General features: G+C 51.2%; 18 protein-coding genes. 8 read left to right on the forward strand and 10 right to left on the reverse strand.

Annotation, left to right across the window (positions count from 1 at the left end; genetic code table 11):
* Positions 1–87: 87 nt before the first annotated feature.
* The 10 genes from VMF88_10035 to VMF88_10080 all read right to left on the reverse strand — a co-directional run bounded on the left by VMF88_10035 (position 88) and on the right by VMF88_10080 (position 12,611).
* Positions 88–2,193: a T9SS type A sorting domain-containing protein gene (locus tag VMF88_10035; GenBank protein ID HTY11397.1), complete on the reverse strand. Its 2,106-nt coding sequence runs from the start codon at positions 2,191–2,193 to the stop codon at positions 88–90.
* A 279-nt stretch (positions 2,194–2,472) separates the two neighbouring features.
* Positions 2,473–3,453, reverse strand: coding sequence for a T9SS type A sorting domain-containing protein (locus VMF88_10040; GenBank protein HTY11398.1), 981 nt, complete (start codon positions 3,451–3,453; stop codon positions 2,473–2,475).
* A gap of 493 nt (positions 3,454–3,946) precedes the next feature.
* Entirely contained in the window at positions 3,947–4,339 is a 393-nt protein-coding gene (locus VMF88_10045) for a response regulator (protein ID HTY11399.1), read from the reverse strand.
* Positions 4,314–7,238, reverse strand: a complete 2,925-nt coding sequence (locus VMF88_10050; GenBank protein ID HTY11400.1) for a PAS domain S-box protein — start codon at positions 7,236–7,238, stop codon at positions 4,314–4,316. Before VMF88_10050 ends, VMF88_10045 begins: the two co-directional genes overlap by 26 nt.
* A gap of 204 nt (positions 7,239–7,442) precedes the next feature.
* Positions 7,443–7,913, reverse strand: coding sequence for a chemotaxis protein CheW (locus VMF88_10055; GenBank protein HTY11401.1), 471 nt, complete (start codon positions 7,911–7,913; stop codon positions 7,443–7,445).
* 45 nt (positions 7,914–7,958) lie between these two features.
* The gene (locus tag VMF88_10060) at positions 7,959–9,707 is read right to left on the reverse strand and encodes a methyl-accepting chemotaxis protein (protein HTY11402.1); all 1,749 of its coding nucleotides are present in this window, start codon (positions 9,705–9,707) and stop codon (positions 7,959–7,961) included.
* Between the two features lie 75 nt (positions 9,708–9,782).
* Complete coding sequence (locus VMF88_10065; protein HTY11403.1) at positions 9,783–10,223, reverse strand: hypothetical protein; 441 nt, start codon at positions 10,221–10,223, stop codon at positions 9,783–9,785.
* Between the two features lie 102 nt (positions 10,224–10,325).
* Complete coding sequence (locus VMF88_10070) at positions 10,326–10,562, reverse strand: hypothetical protein (GenBank protein HTY11404.1); 237 nt, start codon at positions 10,560–10,562, stop codon at positions 10,326–10,328.
* A gap of 162 nt (positions 10,563–10,724) precedes the next feature.
* On the reverse strand, positions 10,725–11,369 hold the full coding sequence (locus VMF88_10075; protein ID HTY11405.1) for a response regulator transcription factor: 645 nt from the start codon (positions 11,367–11,369) through the stop codon (positions 10,725–10,727).
* 6 nt (positions 11,370–11,375) lie between these two features.
* Positions 11,376–12,611, reverse strand: coding sequence for a PAS domain-containing sensor histidine kinase (locus VMF88_10080; GenBank protein ID HTY11406.1), 1,236 nt, complete (start codon positions 12,609–12,611; stop codon positions 11,376–11,378).
* Positions 12,612–13,011: 400 nt separating this feature from the next.
* Here VMF88_10080 and nikR point away from each other — a divergent pair, with 400 nt between their 5' ends.
* From nikR to VMF88_10120, 8 genes are all read left to right on the forward strand, one after another.
* Positions 13,012–13,434: a nickel-responsive transcriptional regulator NikR gene (gene nikR / locus VMF88_10085; protein ID HTY11407.1), complete on the forward strand. Its 423-nt coding sequence runs from the start codon at positions 13,012–13,014 to the stop codon at positions 13,432–13,434.
* A 19-nt stretch (positions 13,435–13,453) separates the two neighbouring features.
* The gene (locus tag VMF88_10090; GenBank protein HTY11408.1) at positions 13,454–15,283 is read left to right on the forward strand and encodes a TonB-dependent receptor; all 1,830 of its coding nucleotides are present in this window, start codon (positions 13,454–13,456) and stop codon (positions 15,281–15,283) included.
* A gap of 23 nt (positions 15,284–15,306) precedes the next feature.
* Positions 15,307–15,720, forward strand: a complete 414-nt coding sequence (locus VMF88_10095; protein HTY11409.1) for a cupin domain-containing protein — start codon at positions 15,307–15,309, stop codon at positions 15,718–15,720.
* 19 nt (positions 15,721–15,739) lie between these two features.
* The gene (locus VMF88_10100) at positions 15,740–16,708 is read left to right on the forward strand and encodes an energy-coupling factor ABC transporter permease (GenBank protein HTY11410.1); all 969 of its coding nucleotides are present in this window, start codon (positions 15,740–15,742) and stop codon (positions 16,706–16,708) included.
* A complete protein-coding gene (locus VMF88_10105) occupies positions 16,705–17,316 on the forward strand; it encodes a CbiQ family ECF transporter T component (GenBank protein ID HTY11411.1) in 612 nt (203 codons plus the stop codon). The genes VMF88_10100 and VMF88_10105 overlap by 4 nt, the downstream gene beginning before the upstream one ends.
* Positions 17,313–18,065: an ABC transporter ATP-binding protein gene (locus VMF88_10110; protein ID HTY11412.1), complete on the forward strand. Its 753-nt coding sequence runs from the start codon at positions 17,313–17,315 to the stop codon at positions 18,063–18,065. Before VMF88_10105 ends, VMF88_10110 begins: the two co-directional genes overlap by 4 nt.
* 193 nt (positions 18,066–18,258) lie before the next feature.
* Positions 18,259–19,758: an AmmeMemoRadiSam system protein B gene (gene amrB / locus VMF88_10115; protein ID HTY11413.1), complete on the forward strand. Its 1,500-nt coding sequence runs from the start codon at positions 18,259–18,261 to the stop codon at positions 19,756–19,758.
* 69 nt (positions 19,759–19,827) lie between these two features.
* Positions 19,828–21,966, forward strand: a complete 2,139-nt coding sequence (locus VMF88_10120; protein ID HTY11414.1) for a hypothetical protein — start codon at positions 19,828–19,830, stop codon at positions 21,964–21,966.
* The last annotated feature ends 5 nt before the right edge of the window (positions 21,967–21,971 follow it).

A 21,971-nucleotide genomic window follows, 5' to 3' on the forward strand; every position in this document is an offset into this window, starting at 1 on the left:
AACTGCTCCGCAGAGGGCTTACATCAACTCCTAAGACCTTGCAAACCCCGTCCCGGCCCTATCTGAACCGCTGAACAGCCCTTTGGCTTACTTCATCAAGACCATTTTCCGGGTTTGAACGAAGCTTCCCGATTCAATCCTATAAAAATAAACTCCGCTCGGGAGGGGGCCTGCATTGAGATTGATCTCGTGATATCCCGCCTCCAACTCTCTGTCTAATAAAGTCTGGATTTCTCTGCCGAGAATATCGTAGAGAACCAGCGTCGTCAGCGCCGGCTTCGTCAAAGCAAATTTTATGGTCGTCGCCGGGTTGAATGGGTTGGGATAGTTCTGACTCAATGAGTACGTTGCCGGAATTCCTTGCTCCGCTTTAACCCCTGCCGGGGATTGCGGGAACACGGAGACATCGCTCCAGGGTCCGGAGCCCAGAACATTGCTCGCCTGGATCCGCCAGTAGTACTGCTCCCCTTCCAAGAAACCGAAGTATGCCGCGAGCGTATCCGGCGTCGACGCCGACACGTTAATGTGGATGAAGGTCGAATCGTTGGATATCTGGATCAAATATTGATCGGCGTAGGCGGCCTTTCCCCAGCTGAACTTAAATCCGAGATACGTCGATTGAACCGAATCCTGCGCCGCGGTCAATAACTCCGGTTTAGCCGGCAGAGGACCCGCCGTGGTGATCTGCCAGACATCGCTCCAGAGACCGGTACCGGCGGCGCTCTTTATTTGCACGCGCCAATAGTAGCGTTCGCTTTTTAATAAGCCGTTGAGCGTTCTTGCCGTATCGGTCGTTGAATCGTTGATGGCATTTTTTGTGAACGTGAGGTCGGTGGACAGCTGGATATAGTATTCTTGAGCGTCGCCGGACTTGTTCCACGTAAAGGTGATCGCGGTGTCCATCCCCTTTTGAAGATTCGGCGGAGAGACCAACGTGGTTTTTCCAAAATATGAATTGCCGGCCGAAAGGGGCGGAATGGTCCATGGGATCCACGAGGTGAGGTCGATGCTGTACGGGCTGTCCGATATGGTCGTGTTGACGGTGTCGATCCCAAGGAGGAATTTATCGACGAAAGCACCAATTTCCGTGATCTGGGTATCCGGAACGGCGCAGTGGGAATGTCCGCCGATAATGGAGAAGCCAAACCTGTCCGGAATACCTAGCGCATTGTAGACCTGCTGTCCCCCTCTGCTGCAGACGTCGCACGACGGATTAGATAGCCACGTATAATCAGGGTTCCCCGAAACGTACAGCGCGCGTGGGGCGCAGAGAGCGATCAGCTCGTGATGGTCCTCCGGGAGACGGTAAACATTGTTGGCGGCAAAAAGTTTGAGCGAATCTCTGAACCAGTTATAGTCCGTGTTATCGATATCTTCCACGGTCGTGGCCGGAAGCGTATGCGAGTACCGCCACGACGTAGCGCCGCCGCCGCCGGATTCCTGTGCGATGGTCAGCGCAACCCGTTCATCCAACGCGCCGGCGAAGAGAGCCAGTTTGCCGGCATAGGAGCAGCCGGTAACGGCTATGTGCTTGAGGTCGATCGGAAGGACATTCTGCACCAGTTCAAGGCCGTCGATAATCCGGCTCACTCCCCACGCCCATGCGCTGTATTGTCCAGTGTTCGACGGATTAAGAGAAGGGTAAAGCTGGTAGTAGGGGTTCGAAATCTGCGGGTTGCCGTACGTCGTTACCTGGTCGTGACTGAAGGTGATCTGCGCGATGTTGCGGCTGCTGAAAACATCAGACGGGATACTGCCGCTCGGGCTGTTCATTCCGATCACTGCGGGGAATGGCCCGCTTCCGGACGGAAGGACAACCGCCGAAGTGAGCACAAGCGTCTTGCCGTTCACGGTAACGTTCACCGTGAGTACGCCGTCGGAATACCTGGCGGTGATCGTGTCCGGACGGATCGGCTTTACGCCGATCTCATAGTTTTGGATCTGTGCGCCAATCTCAGCGCGCCGGTATTCCCAGTCGGAGTAGTGGGAAATGCGCCCTCTGCCGTCGGCCCACTCAAACGGATCGGGCAACGGTTGCACTGTTGGAAGCTCACTGAACGATGGCAAAAACGGGAGAGGGTCATTTGCGCCGGTGTTCTCAACATCGTAGACGAGAGGCATTTGTTGAGCGACGGAATCGATACGCAGTATAGCATTCAACAGCACAGTGAAAAGAAGAGCCAATTTTTTCACTTTAGCCTCCAAAGCATAAATATGATTTTTAGATATGAATAAATTAATGACTATTCATTATAAAACCAACTGAGAGCGCACTCCGGGAATGTTACTGTCTGTGAATTTCCCCTCCTACTACCAAACTCAGTTCACTCCGTTCCCAATCGGAGATTGACAAAGAGAGAAAACATTTATCCCAAGGGCCTCGAATGTGAGACTATAACACCGCCGGCACCCCCGAAGGGATTTTTTTCCGAACATCCGCGTTAAACGGTCAAGAGGCAACAGCACGCCGGATCATTTGACCAGCATCAATTTCTTCGTTGCGGTAAACGAGCCGGTTTGTAATCTGTAGAAGTAGATTCCGCTCGCCAGCCTCGAACCATCAAACATCACCCGGTACGAACCGGGCTGTTTCTGTTCGTCGACCAACGTTGCAACCTCTTTGCCGAGAATATCGTAGACCTTCAGCGTTACGCGACTGCTCACTGCCAACTGATAACTGATCACCGTCGCCGGATTGAAAGGGTTCGGATAATTCTGCTGAAGAGCAAAACTTCGGGGAGTTCCGGTCGGTTCGGGAACCGACGTCGTGAAGTTCTGAATCTCAGCCGGCAAGTCTGGGTATAGTTTCCTGAATGCGGCACTGTCGGTATAACTGACAAAAACGTCAACTAATGAGAAGCTTAAGACTGACGTGTCAACCAAAGCGCCGGTATTGACTCTCGTCCGGGTGATAATTTTCTCCCCTTTGTCCGCCATGAAAGAGAAAGTACGCAAACCTCTCACGATGAATCCCGGGATCCATTGATTGCTCATCGTATCATAGATGAAGGAATTTGTATTGATAAAAGCCTGGAATGCAGTATCGATGACCTTCTGTTGAACAACGTCATAGACGTCATCCTCGATATGCAGCACCGAATCGGCTCGAACATAAAAGTCCAGGTGGTAGGAGCTAAATAGCCACGGGAAACTTATTTGTGTAGGTCCTCCCGGCAGGGTGATCGTGTCCGATTGCAGGGCCTGCCACATGTTTGAGAACCAAACTGCATTTGGAGGAGAAAACACATCAGCGGGGGCCGGTAAGCTTACCTGCATCTGGGTATCGGCGGTTGTCACGGTCGTCGGACCGATTTCCACCCTGAAATCCTGCATGCCTTGTCCGGTTTTATTCCACAGGTCAATGGCATGCTCCTGCCAGGTAAGCTGCTGCGAATAGAGTTCAAAACGGGAAGCGATGAATGCGACGAAGAAAAGGGAGATTGTTCGTTTCATATGCCCCTCCTAATAATAGAACGATTGGCGCGGGGAATGGGGGAACAGAACCATGGAAGCCCCCTTCGAAAAGTCTGTTCGGTGTGTGTTGCCAGCGAAAATCTACTGCTTCATTCGCTTAATTGCAAATCAGATCAGAATGAAACGTAACACTTAAGTCCCCGATATTTATTTTCTAATTATTTGATTAAAATTCTCCAAGCATCGCCTCTGAGGGATATACAGTGTCAGTTGCGTCATGGAGGTGTAATTTATCCAGTTAGAGCAGGGCACTTTAGAAAAGTGATGATGGCGGTGTCTTCTGCCATACTTTGGAATCAGTTTATTCCCTGCTTCTATGTTCCTCGATAAAAAAATTTCACTATGTTCTGTGGAGCGGATTTTTTTGGGGGGATTGTTCGCCGGAGCAACAAAAATCCCCTTTAAATACAGGGACTTTTGCCTCGTGGTCACAAATAGCCAAAGTGCAGCACCGCGCTATCCACGACTCAGATTATGGTTTGACTTGCGTATCTTGTATTCTTGAAAGGCATTTTTGAATAGCTGCTAAAAAATGTCCTCTGTCAAAAGGTTTTTGAAATGTCTGGTCGGCGCCGAAATGTTGTGCCATCCTCAGGTATTGTTGCGGATCTATTTTTCCGCCGCCCGAAATAGCAATAATCGGGAGAGTTTTGTTGATATTCCGTATTGCAATTATCGTTTCGATTCCTTCTTTTTCGGGCATGACAATGTCGGTGACAATCAGGTCAAATTGCTTTGATTCGAGAATCTTCAATCCGGAATTTCCATCACGGGCGCCCTCGGCCTCATAGCCAGCTTCTGAAAGAAGCTGCACAATCATTCCGTTCACGAATTCATCATCATCGATTACCAGTATTTTTGGCATCTAATAGCTCCTGGTTTCTATGGTCAATCACCTCTCGTATTGCCTTACTTAATTCATAAGTCCTAAAGGGTTTTGTAAGGAATTGCCTGACGCCGACATCCCCAACCATCTTTGGATTTGCTTCATCGCTGAATCCTGTGCAGAGGATAACGGGGAGATCTCTTCTTATTTTCAGGGCCTCTTCCGCCAATTCAATTCCGGACAGGTTTGGCATTGTCTGATCGGTTATAAGGACATCGATGTTCATTATGTTTTCCTTCAGGAATTCCAAGGCAAAGGCGCTGTCTGAAATTCCGACTACTCTGTACCCCAGAGGAGTAAGCAGTTCTTCAACCATTTCTGTAAGCATTTGTTCATCATCAACAAAAAGGATGCGCTCAGTGCCAGGGAATTGGAGTACAGCATCATCGTTTGTAGCCACGGAAGAAGACTGTCTGGTTACGGGAAAGAACAACTTGAAGGTGGTGCCGTGTCCGACTTCGCTTTCTACTTGGATGTTTCCCCCTACTGACTGGACTACTCCAAGAACAACGCTAAGCCCCAACCCGGTACCTTCACCCAAAGGTTTTGTTGTAAAAAATGGTTCAAAGGCTTTTGAAAGCGTCGTCGCGTCCATACCACGGCCAGTGTCAGCAACCTCTATAACCAGGTATTCACCAGGTCCGATATTTCCCGATAGCCCGTAAATGATCTGGTCGAGATCTTTTTCATAAAGCCGGATCGTCAACGTCCCCTTCCGATTCATTGCATGAACCGCATTGGTTGCAAGATTGAGCAGCACCTCGTGTATGTCCGTAGGGTCCGCAAGAACAGATTTCGAAGTTTTCTCCAAATCGAAATCTATCACAACCGAGCTGGGGATCGAAGCTTTGAGCAGATCCAGAACCTCCTTAATGATCGGCCGAAGAGAAATGATTGACGTCTGGGGGTTGGTTTTCCTGCTAAATGTGAGAATCTGTTCGATGAGATGCGTTGCTCTGTCTGTGGCTTTGAGGATTTTCAGCAAGTTCTTTTCAAGCCTGGAATTCCTTTCCGCAAATCGAAGTGACATCTCAGTATATCCTATAATTCCCAAAAGAACATTGTTGAAATCGTGGGCGATGCCTCCTGCGAGCGTTCCGATGCTTTCCAGCTTTTGCGCCTGGCGCAAAGCCTCTTCGGCACGTTTTTGTTCCGTGATATCCTGCAACGAAACAACCGTCTTTTTTGTACCGGGGATGATGCTAGCAGTAAGAAATACATTGCGGATATCTCCTGATTTTGTGGTTATGTGGAATTCCCGCTGCCGGAGCGCTGCATCCTGGTTCCTGATCCTTAAACGATGCTGAAGAACCAGTTGCTCCTGATCCTCTTTTACAACGAACTCGGTCGAGTATTTCTTCCCCACAATCTCTTCCCGTGTGTATCCTGATAGATGTACAGCTTCCGTATTCGCGAGACTAATGAGCATGTCCTCCTCGATCACAATCATGGCCGTTCCGGTGTTCTCAAAAATTGTCCGGTATAGCTCTTCACTTCTCTTGATGATCATCTCCATCCGCTTCAACTCTGTAATATCCTCACAAACGATCAAGATCTCCTGCTTTCCCGTAACGTTTGTAACTGCCCGTGCAGACTCTCGTACACACATGATAGCGCCATCTTTACAAACCTTTCGATATTCCGAGTGGACGACCTGCAGCGGATTCTGCATACTGCTCGAGATGTGCTGCCTGACCACTTCTCTGTCATCCGGGTGGATAACGTTTAAGCCTGATTGTCCTACTAATTCGTCCGTGCTGTAGCCAAGTTTATTCGCTCCGTGGCGATTGACGGAGATCAAGGTGCCATGGGAATCCACGGTCAAGTACATGCACGGGTTGTCTTCATAGAGCATCCTGTATCTTTCTTCGCTGATCCGAAGTGCATCTTCGGCCAGTTTTCGCTCAGTGATATCCCTTACTATTGTTTGAACCAAGATCTGGCCCCCCATTTCAAACCGGCTCAGTGAGATCTCGGCGTCGAAAGCTGTGCCATTTTTCCGGCAATTCTTCCAGTAGAAATGTTGAGGAGATCCTTCAATCGCGGCACGGATCAATTCAACGGCCTTTTCTTTTGAGTCTCTCCCGTCGGGCTGCCGAGGAGGGGAAAGCTCCCACGAACTATGACCAATAATTTCTGACCGATCTTCACATCCGAAAATACTGAGAGCGGTCTTATTGCAATCGATAAACACGTCGGTGCTCGCAATGAAGATAGCATCATCAGCTCCTTCAAAGAGTGTGCGATAACGTTGCTCGGATTCAATGAGCTGACTAGCGTGTTTTTTGATCTCTCGCTCTGCATTTCTTTCCCGTGCAAGAGTTCTAATAAAGTTTTCTGAAAGCCAACGGAGCGCAACGGCCGTGATAGTAAAGATGAGGGCCAAATCGATGATATCGAGAGGGTTAGTGCTTTGGCTGTAACCATTCTTGATTACCCCGATGATCTCCAAATATCCAACCGCGATAATAGAAGAAAGAGAAACGAAGCCAAAAAGGACGAAATGCCTTCTTTTCAGCATGAGTGCTGCGACGACAAGAACTGCGGGAAGAGCAAAAACAACTGTATCGTGGACTCCATCGTTTTTCACCGCCATGTAGTCCAAAAAACCGAGCAGAGCCCATAGCAGCATGATCACTGATAAGCTCAGGAATCCTTTCCGGAAAAAGGCAATTGACAGCAGCGCAATGATTGCAAGAAGAATGATTGGTGGCAAGAGAGAGGGTTGCCCGGCGGGCATGTGATACATCAACCAGAAACACAAGCTGGCAAACGTAGCAATCGCTGTTGTAATAAATATTCCAGCAACGAGATTTTTTTCCTCATCCTCAAAATGCGGGGGCATGAGATACTGTCGAACAAAAGTCTGTATAGACATTTCTATCTCCCACGAAAATTATCAGCTGCATCCTTCAATCGATCAACCTCCTCTTCAGGCGCAAGTCAAGAAGGCCCCCACGACTTGACAGATCACCGTCCTTCTTGGCTTTGTGCGCGCTTATGAATCGCAGAGACACCTCACCCATTAGCAGGATGAAATGCACGCGATGCTGTGGGAGCGAATGCTCTGTAGCTTCACCGACTAGTTTGAGAGGATCCTCTCGATATCGAGCAGGGTGATCAGGCGGTCGTTCAACTTGCCAATTGCCGTGATATAGTCAACATTAATGTCTGTCGTGATGCTCGGCGGCGGTTCTGTCACACTCCTGGGAATTCTCAGAACTTCGCTGACTGCATCAACAATGAACCCGACCAATTTCTCTTCAAGCTCCATTACGATAATGCGTGTATGTTTGTCGGGTTCTTTCTTCTCCATCCCGAACCTTTTTCGTAAGTCAACGACAGGGATGACTTTACCCCGGAGGTTGACCACACCTACAACGAATTCAGGCGCATCCGGGACGCGCGTAACAACCATCATTCGGTTGATTTCCTGCACTTTGAGGATGTCAACCCCGAATTCCTCTTCCCCGATTTTAAAGCTCACCAGTTGGAGAAGCTCCTCGGGTTTTCCCAATGAAGATCCCTTAAGATCTGTTGTTTTCTCAGTCATAACATTGCCTTCCTGTCACGATTGGGTTCAGGTCCATCGAAAAAATTACCCCTCTTTATGAGATACTAAGGTACCGTTTTCTTGAACGGCGACCTTTGATTTCCCTTCCGTCTGGCGAAGATGCGTTGAATGCTTTAAACTCACTTTGTTTGAACCCTCGCCGGCACTGAGCTTGAACTTTTCAACTACTCGTTGCAGGTTCTCCGTCAGCCTATTGAGATCCTCTGCCGCCCGTGCAATTTGTTGTGTTCCGCTTGCTGTTTCGTTTGTCACACTGCTGATTGCTTCGACATTCTTGGATATCTGCTCACTAGCGCTTGATTGCTCTTCGCTTGCTGCGGCGATCTGTGCAATCATGTCTGTCACCTTCTGGGAAATTTCAACAATTTCGCGCAACGATGCGCCTGCTTTATCAGCTAACGCGATTCCCTCGGCAACCTTCTGAGTTCCCTCTTCCATCGAACTCACTGCCCCCTTCGTATCCGATTGGATCTGCTTAATCATTCCGGCAATTTCCTTTGTCGCTTTCGTGGTCCGCTCGGCGAGCTTTCTGACCTCATCTGCAACAACTGCAAATCCGCGTCCCTGTTCTCCAGCTCGGGCCGCTTCAATTGCCGCGTTGAGCGCGAGAAGGTTTGTTTGGTCGGCAATGTCATCGATAACGCCGATGATCTCTCCAATCTGGTCGCTTGATTTTCCCAGCGCTCTTACCGTCTCTGCAGACTTATTAACGACATCGGCGATTCGCTTCATGCCAACAATTGTTTCTTCGACAACGCTTCCCCCTAATCCTGCGGCTTGTTTTGCCTCTTTGGCAGTTTCGGCAGTTATTGAAGCGTTCTTGGAATTCTCGACAATCGTTTTGGTCATCTCCTCCACAGCGCTCGCCACTTCGCCCGCCTGGCTTGTTTGCTCCTGTGCACCGGCTGCCATCTCTTCCGTACTGCTGCTAATCTCACTGCTTGCGCTCGCCACGGCCGACGATGCTTCACCAACCTGGCCGATCGTTTGCCGCAGGTTTTCCACCATCACTTTAAAGGATGCCGCTAACTGTCCCACCTCGTCTTTCGAATGCTGCTTTACTTCTACTGTTAAGTCGCCGTTCGCGATAGTATCAGCTTGCTCCGCTAGCTTCTTCACTGGATTACCGATGATCCGAGCAATGTACAATCCTAACGCGATGGCCAACGCCGTTCCAAAAGCCACGATACCTAAGGTAATCCACGTCGCTTGACTTGCTAGTTGTGCGTTCTCATTGGCGGTCTCCTTTGCTGCCGCCTTCTTTAATTCTACAAGCCTGTCCAACGATCCCGCCATCTTTAGCCTTATGGGCGCCAATTCAGTTTTTGCGAAAGAATAGGCTTCTCTTTTTCTATTCGAGGTAGCGAGGTCGAGGGCTTCTTTCACCTTGGAGGTATATTCGCCGCGAGTTTCGACAAATTCTTTGAACGCATCCCTAATTGACTGGGAGATGATGGTTTTATCAAAACTCACTAAGTCGGTGTCGACCTTTGCGATCAACTGGTTAATCCTTTCCGCAGATCTGCGATCATCATCACCATTTGTCGAGAGAAGAAGGGAATAAAATTGCGCAGCTGTCGCCTGGATGTTTGACTGGATATCTCCTAATTCTGCCGTTGGAATCGTCACGTTCTCATACATTAATGTGTTCGCGGTACTCAAATTGTGCATCTCAATAATCCCGACCATCCCAATGATTGGTAAGCCAAACGCTACACAAAGAAATGATGAGAGAAGCTTTGTCTTCAATTTTAGATCAGAGAACCATTTCATAGCATTACTCCTTCTATATATTGTGAAAACCAATACCGTAGAAACATCTTCCCCCTGTCAATCAATGAACTTAGGTTATTCCAAACGACGATCTTGACGCAAAGGCGATTTTAACCATCCGCTGCTCATATCGGGGTCAATTTCCTTCGTTAGCCAGTCTATCCCAACCTGTTCCCAATTCGTTATTGATGACCCGTCGATGTATCTTTCCCACTGATAAACGCCGCTGACAATTGCAAGGCGTCTGAACTGAAGCGTCAGCCCCATGCCATTCAGAATCAGAACCGAACGGACCATACCTGCTTTCCTGTACAACTGCTGTCCATCGATCATCGTATTTTGCGCAGCGGTCGTTAGAGGCCTTAATGTCCGCATGTCGACCAATATCCCAAAATTTCCTTTCACCCCTACAAGAGCCTGTTGAGACTCTTTGAGCCATTTCTGCATCCCCTCGTTTGAGATGGTCTGGTCAAAGGTTAGCTTGAAACCCCATAGTGTTCTTTCAATTGAGTACATGTGTTCTCCGTATCATTGGCGAATGACAGGCCCGATCTGTAATTGAAGCACTGCCGGATACGCTGGACAAAACTGTTGAATGCCCGATCATGACATTAGGTCTTAAATGATGATGACAACGAGATCAAGGTTCCAGAGCTCTCGCATTACTCTGATTGCAGCATCCGTTGCATTTCGGGAATCAATCACGACCACCTGCGGTTTATTTTCAATCACCTGTAACACGGCATCCTTCGCGTTTCTTGAGTAGCCGATCAGATCTATCGGCCCCGGAGTACAACAGCGATCGATAACAGAAACGTCAACCTGTCCCGATGCGAAGAAGATGTATACCGTCATAGCATTCTCTCGCGTGCTTGATTCCGTTTGTGCTAAATATCGTCACTCCCAATGGGTTTGGATATTGCACAAATCAGAATAGTGCTACCGTTAAAAGTTCTAAGCGATACTACGTAGAGAGTGAGCCAGTAATGGAGGTTTCTCGGAGACCAGGAGGGAATACTACTCGGAAGGGTAAGTAAGATTGTTATCGAGAGCGTAGCGGATAAGCTGAGCAGTTGTGTGCAGATTCATTTTATACAGAATTTGGGATCTGTATTTGTTGACTGTGGAAGCACTAATGGAGAGGGCTTTGGAAATCTGGGTTACTGTCATTCCCTGACCCAAGAAACAGAGCACCTGAAACTCGCGATCGGACAAGCGTTCGTGCGGCTCAGATGTTGCATCAAAGCCGATTTCCCTTGCTAAAAGCTCTGACAAGGCCGCGCTGATATACTTGCCCCCGGCGATTACTTTTGTAATGGCATTCAACAACTCTTTTGGCGCGCTTCGCTTTGTGAGATAAGCTTTGGCCCCTGCCTTGAGGCACCGGATGGCATATTGCGTCTCGGAGTACATGCTCAGGACAACAACTTTTATCTTGGGCATTTCTATATGGAGTTGCTTCAGAAGTTCGAATCCACTCTTGCCGGGCAAAGCGATGTCCAGCAAGATCATATCTGGTTTTTCCTTCCGCGCTTTCGCAAGCGCTTCATCTGCTTCAGAAGCCTCAGCGATGACTTTACAGTCCGGCGCCCCCTTCAGAAGTCCGATCAATCCCTCCCGGACGATAGGATGGTCATCTACTATGAGTATTCGAATCGCCAAGATTTTCTATTCCTTAATACTTTTGGGAACCCGAATCAACACTTCCGTCCCGCCATGGGGCCCACGGCGGAAAGTACTGATTCCTTTTAATGGTCGCAAGCGCTCCTGAATGCCCAACAGGCCGATCGATTTCGGGTTATGAAGGTCACGGTCAGAGATACCAATGCCGTTATCGACGACCGAAAGAACAATCTCATTGGTAGAATCCTTGAGGCTCACTTTCACTTTTTTTGCGCGTGCATGGCGAGCGACATTGGTGAGTGCTTCCTGCAGAATCCTAAAAAGAGCGGTTGCCCGACTCTCATCGATCTCAAGTTCCTCGGCGGGAAGGTCGCGCTCACAAGGAACCTCCGTTATCCGTTCGAACTCGTTTGTCAGCCATTCAATTGCGGCGAGGAGTCCAAGGTGGTCGAGCAAGCTAGGGCGCAACCTGGCCGAAACATTTTTGACGATACCAATGGCATTGTCAGTTAATTCGAGCGCAGAATCGAGTTTGCGTGTGATCAACTTCTCTTTGGCGGCGTCGAGTTTCTTGGCTGCCTCTAAATCCAGGGAGATCGCCGAAAGGATCTGTCCAAGCTGGTCGTGAAGTTCTCGAGAAAGCGATCGTCGTTCATCTTCGCGGATGTCTTCAAGTCTTGCGGTAAGTGCATGAAGTTGCTCCATTGAGGATTCCAACGTTCGTTCCGCTTTTTTTCGCGCCGAAATATCCACAATGGTTACAACGAATCCCCTTGATGCCCTCTTCCGGTCGAATGGACAGACATACACGCGAACATCCATAAGGGAACCGTCCTTCCTTCTCATCATCCCTTCTGTCCCTTTTTTTGTTGCGTCTACAAAATCGTATAATATTCTTCCTTTTGTGAGGTACTGTTCTTCCTCCGGGTAGAGCAAACGCGCCGGTTTGCCGATCAATTCTCTTTCCTTGTATCCGGTCATCTTACAGAAATGATCGTTCGTCCCGATTATAGTCCGGTTGGCCAGAAGGGCTACTCCCACCTTGATTGCAGCAAGGAAATTCCTCGTAAATGAAAGATCATTCCAAAGATTATTCTGCACGCCAACTCGCTTTTTGATCTTCGCTGTGGCCAAGGTGAGATCACTGGTACCCTTTCTTCTCTCACTCCGCTTGGCTTGTCTAGGCACGTTCATCATTTTGGATTGATTTTCAGATTTCGACTTGTCAGCGACTGCCGACACGCCACGTATCGAACGTCGACCCTGTTTTTGATTTCTCATGATTGTGGCGGAATTCCGCAGTTCCCCCGCAAGCCGTTCTCTGAAACACCCCCAGCGACAGCATTGCTGCAAAACTAAGCCTAATCATATACAAATGCAACCAACGTCAACCTTATTAGCCGAAGATCGAAACGGAGGAACGGGTTCATTGCATAAGCCAACAAAAGAGAGGAATAATTAAACTGTAAAATGCAACGCTCCTCTCCCCGACGGCAAGAAATGGAGTCGATGACAGGATGACGGCGACAAGGAGTACTCGAGTGGTTGGTTTCGGCTCTTGTCGCTCCGCAGATCTGTCGCTTCTCCACAGTATACCTTCGCATGGCACTGTGGATCGCCGGAACGATTCCTTCCTTGATTATCGCGAAGGATAGTGTTACATTTATAAAAAAGGTGCTACATGAAAGGAACAGAACTGATCCGGTTCGGCGTCTCCATGGAAAGCGAGCTGCTCGCCAAGCTCGATACGATGATCGACAAGAAAGGATATACGAACCGCTCCGAGGCTCTCCGGGATTTTGTGCGGGAGAAGATCGTGCAGGAGCGCGTCCACGCCCCGAATTCCCGGGCTTTCGGCGTTCTTTCATTTGTGTATGACCACCACGTCAGAGAGCTGGAGGGAAAGCTTACGGACTTCCAGCACGAGCACTTCAAAACTATCGTCTCGACCTCGCATGTCCACATCGACCATGATAACTGCCTTGAAGTGATCATATTGAAAGACAACGCCGTTAAGATCAGCGAGCTGTCGGACAAGATCCTCAGCTTCAAAGGGGTAAAACACGGAAGCCTCAGCCTTACACTCACCGGCAAAGAATTCTAACACTCCATTGGAAGAAACAATGATCCGTCGAAGATATTATTTACCCCTGTTTTTGATCTGTCTGTCACCGGCATTTTCCCAGGCGCTGAAGACAGATTCCACGAAAGTCTACTATGAAGAGCCTGTGGTTGTCACCGGAACCCGGGAAGGGCTAAGCAGGAAATATGTTCCGGCATCCGTCACCGTCGTGAGTTCGAGTGAGCTGCAAGGGAGCGGACAACTCTCGCTCCTGGATGCGGTGAGTGAACAAGTTCCGGATCTGTTCGTTTCACAACGAGGGGTTATCGGTTATGGAATAGATAATCCAGCAGGCACGATCAGCATTCGGGGGTTAGGGGGAAGTCCCGACACAAAGGTCCTCGTGATGATCGACGGCGTCCCTCAGTTCATGGGGCTCTACGGCCATCCCCTCCCCGACACCTATCTCAGCCAAGACGCAGAACGGGTAGAGATCATCCGCGGCCCCGCAAGCATGCTCTACGGAACCAACGCGATGGGGGGTGTTATTAATGTCATCACGAAAAAGGCTGAGAAAGAGGGATTGGATTTCTCCGGCGGGGCGGCCAATGGATCGTACAATACTCAGGAATACGATCTTGGAACCGGCTACAAAGACGACAAATTCAACATCCTTGTCTCGGGCGACCACGATCAAACAGACGGACATCGTCCCTACTCGAGCTTCAACACGAACGACGGCTATCTGAACACGGAATACGATCTTAACGAGAACCTCGACCTTCATCTTACGAGCAGCATCAACAAGTACAAAACCTACGACCCGGGACCGGCGTCAGCTCCCCTAGTCGATACGTGGTATGACGTTTTGCGAAGCACGAGCAGCATTTCCATCGACGACAAATTCGCCGATGTGGATGGTTCGCTGAAGATGTTCTACAATTACGGCCATCACTCGATCGCCGGCGGCTTTCATTCCGACGACAGGAACCTGGGCGGAGTCATTTATCAGAACTTCCGGACATCGGAAAACGATGTCTTTACGGTTGGGGCCGATCTGCAGCATTACGGCGGGAGCGCGGTGGATACAACCACCGACTACGGGAGGCATTACATTGATGAGACGGGAGTCTATGCGATGGTTGAACACTTCTTCTTCGACCAATTCATGGCCGATGCGGGAGCGCGCCTCGTCCTCAATTCAGCCTTCGGCAATCAGGTTGTCCCATCGGCAGGCATTTCTTGGGCCGCGAGCAGCCAGACGACGCTGAAGGCGTCGGTTGCCAAGGGCTACCGGAACCCGAGCATCGGTGAACTCTATATGTTTCTCCCCGTTGAGAACGCCGATCTTAAGCCCGAAAGTATGTGGAATTACGAGATTGGTCTTATCCAGAATGTGGCCAACCAGTTTACGTTCGATCTTACGGGATTCATAGCAAAGGGGACAAATCTTATCCTTGTCGAGGGAGTGTACCCCAGCATACAATTCATGAATTCCGGAAGCTTCAGCCACAAAGGGGTCGAATTTGCAGGGCATTACAGGCCGCTCAATTCGTTGAGAATTGACGCGAGCTACAGTTATATCGACCCCGGCGAGCAGACGTATACGACTCCAAAGCACAAAGCATTCGTCGGAATCAATTATATCTATAACCGCGCCACGCTGAAGCTATCAATGCAGCGTGTTGCAGTTCTCTATGGTGCGGATGGGTCGCAAGAACGGCTTCCCGACTATTCGCGTCTTGACGCGCGCGTCGCATACCAGGCCGCTGATTTTGTGAGCCTCTACATATCCGGAGAGAACCTGTTCAATATCAGTTACCAGACCATCTATGACTACCCGATGCCCGGCAGGACGCTTTTTGCAGGAATAAACTGCTCACTCAAATAGACCACAAGGAAGGATGCCGAACAATGAGCCCGCGTCGTCTTTTATCATTTCTTTTCCTGTCCGCGATGGTTACGATCGCCCCTTCGATCTCAGCGCAATCAGCAAACAGGAAACCCGAACCCCGGGTTGTCCAACTGGATCTCTCCGCAACCGATTCGATGGATATTCTCACCGGCCCGCCGGGCACCGTCACAATGCACTCGGGCTACATGGTCCTCGCACCGGGAAAGTCCGTCGGCAGGCACAGCACGCGCGGATACGAAGAAGCCCTCATCGTTCTTGCGGGCTCGGGAGAGATGAGGATCATCAACAGCCGGACGATGCAATTAAAGCCATATTCCGTCGCCTATTGTCCCCCGGCAACGGAGCATGATGTGTTCAACACGGGAAACGACACGTTGCGGTATGTCTATCTAGTTGCCAAAGCAAAGAACTGAAGAGGAGTTAGGCGAGATCATGCACATTCCCGATGGGTTTTTGGACACAAAGACCATTATTGCAACTTCGCTCTTCTCTGCGGCGGGGATCTCAAATTCACTGCGGGAACTCAGGAGAAATATTTCTCCGCGCAATGTGCCTCTGATGGGACTCTCCGCTGCATTTATCTTCGTGGCGCAGATGTTGAATTTTCCCGTCATCGGCGGAACTTCGGGTCACCTCATCGGCGCCGTTCTGGTGTCCGTCCTTCTCGGCCCAAGCGCCGGCATCGTAATAATGTCCGTCGTGCTCATCGTGCAGTGTCTTCTCTTTGCCGACGGCGGCGTCTTTGCTCTTGGGGCGAATATTTTCAACATGGGAATTGTCGCAGTGTTCGGCGGCTACTGGACCTATCGGGCGCTCCTTTGGCTGATTCCCTCACGCTACGGAAAGTTCATTGCCGCCGGTCTTGCGGCATGGTCGTCAACTGTTCTTGCCGCGGTATGTTGTACCGGGGAATTGGCATGGTCGGGGACGGTCCAATGGTCGTACGGCCTTCCCGCGATGGCTGGAATTCACATACTGATCGGCATCGGGGAAGCCCTGATCACTACGCTTGTTCTTGCGGCGATCTATAAAGCAAGACCCGACCTGCTGCCGGAGAACGGAAGATCTTCTTTCGATGTGCGCGCCCAATCGCTCTCCGGAACTTTGCTCTACGGTGTCGTTACAATTTTGGGACTGGCATTGTTCGTCACTCCGTTTGCATCAAAGTGGCCGGACGGGTTGGAAAGGATCGCTTCGCAGTTTGGCTTTGAAGCGAAGGCGTTTGCGAAACCAGTCGTCCCTTCTCCCGCCCATGGCTATAGCATCCCCGGAGTCGGATCATTGGGCATTGCCTTGCCGATCGCCGCAGTCGTCGGGGCGACGTGTGTCTTTGTGTTGTCATTCATTCTTGCCAGGATGGTTTCTCCGAGATCATCCCAGGAGAAGCCGCAAAGCAGATGAAACACGAATATCTTGACCGCTACAGCCGGATCGAAAGCCCTGTCCATCGCTTGCCGGGGCTCCTCAAACTCATCATCGCACTTTGCATCGTGCTTGTCAGCATCATCCCCCCTGCCCGGATGCTCTACATCCCCGCAGCCGCCGGGCTCTTCGTCGTACTCATCGTGCCGTTCACGCGCATTCCGGCTCTGTTTGTTCTCCGAAGGATCGTCATGTTCGAGCCGTTTGTCGCGGTCATCGCATCGCTCATGCTTTTCCAGGCAGACGGTGGATTGAAGTTCATGTCGATCGTCATCAGGAGCACGGTGAGCCTCCTGACCATGATCATTCTGTCGAACACGATTCCGTTCAATGAGATCCTGGGAATTCTCCGCCGTCTTCATCTCCCCGGGATCATCGTCACGATACTGGCGCTCATGTATCGCTACATCTTTGTCCTTATCGATGAGACTGATCGGTTGAACCGTGCCCGGTTAAGCCGCACGTTCGCGAAGAGCAAAAAGTTCACATGGTATTCTCTTTCACTCACGATCGGCCAGCTCTTTGTCCGCTCCACAGAACGGGCGGAAAAAGTCTTCGGCGCGATGTCGGCGAGAGGATGGAAATGATGAAAACATCCGTCGAAGTTCGGAATCTTCATTTTGATTATGCGGAGAACCGGCCGGCATTGGGAGACATTTCTTTTCAGATCCATGAAGGGGAAACCGTCGGATTGATCGGACCCAACGGTGCGGGAAAATCAACACTCCTCATGCATCTCAACGGCATCCTGCCCAATGTTTTCGGAGGGATTCCGAGTGTGTTCATCGAGGGATTGGCCGTAAACGATGCGAATATCTTGCAGATCAGGCGGGCTGTAGGATTGCTGTTTCAGGATCCGGATGATCAGTTGTTCTGCCCAACGGTCTATGAAGACGTTGCGTTCGGACCGGTTCAGTTCAATATGGATCGCGACAAGGTCAAGGGGATCGTCGCGGATGCATTGCAAAAGGTCGGATTGATCGGATATGAAGGGCGATCACCGCATCATTTGAGCAGCGGAGAGAAGCAGCGGGTTTGTCTTGCAGGCGTGCTTGCCTGCCAACCGAAGGTCCTTGCACTCGACGAGCCGACCCGGGGGCTGGATCCACGTGGGAAGCGGCAATTCGCCGCGCTGGTCAGTTCGATCGAAGCGACGAAGATCATTGCAACCCACGACCTTGAATTTGTCGCCGAGATGTGCGACAGAACTATCGTTATGGATGAAGGATCTATCGTTGCCGACGGGAACACGGACAACATACTCTCCGACGAACAGCTGATGTTCTCGCACGGCCTGGAAAAACCGCACATCTTAAAGCATAAGCATCCGCATTAACTCCGCCGCTGCTGCAATATCACAGAGACTTCTTCCGCAGATTTCCATCCAGAATCCAACCAAAGATCTCGGTTGATCTGTATTTTTCCCTTTGCCTATTGGCTTTTTACTATTCTGTGGCGTTGCAATTCGGCTCAATTTTCGTTACGTTTCTGCCGAAACTGCACGATGCACCACTTCAGGAGAACGAACCATGACAAAGACGGGATCGCTTCTTCTCATCTTCCTTTCGTTTCTCTGCACCGATTGCTCGTCCCAATCCAATCCCGGTGACAGGCTCCCCGCAGTCGCGGGACAGTTCTATCCCGCCCAACGGGACGAACTTCAAACGATGCTCGCCCGGCTGTTCAGCACCGCGGCATCATCGAAGGCGAATGGGGATGTCACGGCGATCATCGTTCCGCATGCGGGATACGTCTTTAGCGGCGGAGTCGCTGCTTGCGGCTATTCGCTGGTTGACCCTTCGAAACAGTACGACAATGTCTTCGTGCTCGGACCGAGTCATTATCTGGACATCGAGCGGGCCTCGGTGTATACCGCGGGGGATTTTATTACGCCTCTCGGGACGGTGAAGGTGAATAAGGAACTCGGGATCCGGCTTGCGCACGACAACCCGGTCTTCACCACCGACATCGAGGCGCACAACCGCGAGCACAGCGTTGAGGTCCAGATTCCCTTCCTTCAGTACTGGCTGAAGAAAGATTTCAGGATCGTGCCGATCGTGGTTGCGGCGCGGCGTCCTGAAACGCTGAAGAAGATCGCCGGGGCACTCCGCCCCTTCTTTAACGCCAGAAATCTTTTCATCATCAGCAGCGATTTCTCCCACTACCCGTCCTATGAAGATGCGGTGAGAGTGGACAGCATCTCGGCCGAGGCGGTTGTCTCTAATTCCCCATCCTACCTGATGCGGGTGACCGAAGAATACGAGGCTAAGGGGATCCCGAACCTGCTCACCACAATGTGCGGATGGTCGTGCATCGTCACTCTTTTGGACATGACGGAAAAGATGGGAGATGTCAGATACGCGCGCATCGCCTACAAGAACTCGGGGGACTCCGAGGCCGGCGACAAGAGCCGGGTGGTCGGTTACAACGCGATCGCCGTCACACTGAGGCCGCATGATGAGGGGGAGAGATTCAACGACGCAGACAAGAGAACACTCCTTGCGATTGCGCGCAACACGATTTTGACGTATCTCAAAGACGGAACCCTTCCCGAGATCGATTCATCGCGGCTCTCCGCATCCGTTAAAGCGGAAGGAGGGACGTTCGTCACGCTGCGCAAAAAGGGGGAGCTCAGGGGATGCGTGGGACGGTTCGACAGTTCCCTCCCTCTTTACCAGACCGTCGAACAGATGGCGGTCGCATCCGCGACACAGGATTATCGATTCCCTCCCGTGCAGCTCTCCGAAGTCGGAGGGCTGGAGATCGAGATCTCGGCGCTGACGCCGATGCGGCGGATCAGCTCGATCGACGAATTCCAATTGGGACGTGACGGCATCTACATCAAAAAGGGGATGCGCTCCGGAACGTTCCTGCCGCAAGTCGCCGCGGAGACCGGATGGTCGAAGGAAGAATTCCTCGGGCATTGCTCGCAGGACAAGGCCGGCCTAGGATGGGACGGATGGAAGGACGCCGAGCTCTATGTCTATCAGGCGATCGTCTTCAGCGAGCAGGACGTGCCCGTGAACTGAGTGAGAGGCGGGAAAACTATGGCCAGGGTTGGCTTGCATGTAACTGATTTCGCCCGGCGGTTTTCGGCTATGGATGCCCCCTTGGCGGGAGCGGCGGCGGCGCTCGGTTCCACCACTATCGCAACCCAGATCATTCTCCTCCGGGAATTTCTCTCTGCTTTTTACGGAAACGAGCTGGTAATGGGGATGCTTCTTGCCAGCTGGATGGTCATCACCGGCATCGGCTCATCTTTGGGGAAGCACGCAGGAAAAACCGGGATGAGCGAAACGCGGATCCCAACGCTGCTCATCCTGCTCGGACTCCTTCCGCCGCTGACACTCCTTGCGATCCGGCTTCTGAGAAATGTTGTCTTCCTTCCGGGAAGCGCCGTGGGCCTGAACGGAGTCGCCGCTTCGGCGTTTGTGACCCTACTCCCCTATTGTCTTGTGTCCGGATTTCTTTTTACCCTCCTCGTGGGGGCCGCATCGAAAAGGATGGGGGACGACGCCGTCAGGAGGATCTATATTCTCGAGTCCGCCGGCAGTGTCGCGGGGGGCCTGCTGTTCAACGGAATCCTTATCTTCATTTGTTCAACGTTCCAGAGCCTGTTTTTTCTTGCGGCGATCAATGCCGTTGCCGCAACGCTCCTGATCGTCCGAACACGCAGCACTCGTTTTTTTGCGGCCGCTGGAATTGTACTCATCTCCCTCCTCCTCTCTGCGCTGAACCTGGACGATTTCACCAGACGAATTCAATTCCCCGGTCAGGTTCTCCTGCTTCAGAAGGATACGCCGTACGGCAATCTTGTCGTGACTCGCCAGGGAGATCAGCTGAATTTCTTCGAGAACAACATCCATTTGTATTCGACGAATGAGGTGATCGCGAATGAGGAAGCGGTCCATTACGCGATGCTTCAGCATCCGCACCCGAGGAGGGTGCTGTTGGTCTCCGGAGGGATGTCGGGAATGGTCGCCGAGATCCTGAAATATCCCGTCGAGCAGGTGGACGATGCGGAGATCAATCCCTGGATCGTACGCGCAGGAGAGAGATTCGGAATGCTGATGAACGACCCGAGAGTGCACGTGATACCTGAAGATGGCCGGCTTTATGTGAAGCATGCGCGCGGGAAATACGACGTGGTCCTGATCCAGGAGCCCGACCCTACGACGGCTCAGTTGAACCGATTCTATACGCTCGGTTTCTTCCGTGAGCTGAGACGGGCTATGAACAAGGGCTCGGTGTTGTCGCTGAGCCTCATCTCATCCGAAGACTACCTCAGCCCTGAAGCGAGGCAAATTCGTTCCGTGCTCTACAGCACCCTGGCTGCTGAGTTCAAGAACATCCTCATCATCCCCGGCTCGCGCGATTTCTTCCTGGCGTCGGACGACTCCTTGGATTATCGGATCACGCAGTTGGTCCGCTCGAGGGGAATTCCGACCACCTATGTGAACGGCGATTATCTGGACGATGAACTCCAGCGGCAACGAAGCGCAACGATCCTCGACGCCATCGACAAACATGCTTCGATGAACGAGGATTTCACGCCGGTCGCCTATTACCGCGAGCTTGGGTATTGGGTGAGCCAATTTCGCGAGAATTTCTGGTGGCCGATGATCGCCTCCATTCTCATCTTTGGCTTCTTTGCCCTGCGGATGAATACGGTCTCGTTCGGTATTTTTTCCGGCGGATTCGCCGCCGCCTCGGTCGAAATTGTCGTGCTCATCGCGTTCCAGATCCTGTATGGATACGTTTATTTTCTTGCTGGGTTGATCATCACGCTCTTTCTGGGCGGGTTGGCGCTGGGAGCGCTCGCAGCCGGGAAGATGGGGCGAGGAACCGACCTACGCCGGTTCGCCCTGCTCCAGGTGTGGATCGCCGCACTGGCAATTTCATTGCCTCTAATACTGACAGCCCTGATGGACGCTGCGGATGACCCGTATGCCGTTCATGCGGTGATCGGAGTTTTCGTCCTTTGCTTTGGATTTTGCGTTGGCGCCGAATTCGCGGTAGGCTCCCGGCTTCTGAAGAGTTCTCCTGCCGCGATCGCATCGCATCTTTACAGTATTGACCTCGTCGGGTCCGCGCTGGGAGCCCTTGCGGTCAGCTCTTTTTTGGTTCCTCTCGTCGGCGTCACGAGAGTCTGTTCGGTTGTTGCCGCGGTGAGCTTGCTGAGTTCATTGGCGACAATCCTTCGAATACAAAAATTAGGGGCTGGCGTTGTAAGCTAAGAATT

It is taken from the genome of Bacteroidota bacterium (assembly GCA_035506275.1).
Taxonomy (GTDB): Bacteria; Bacteroidota; Ignavibacteria; order UBA10030; family UBA8401; genus JAGVPT01.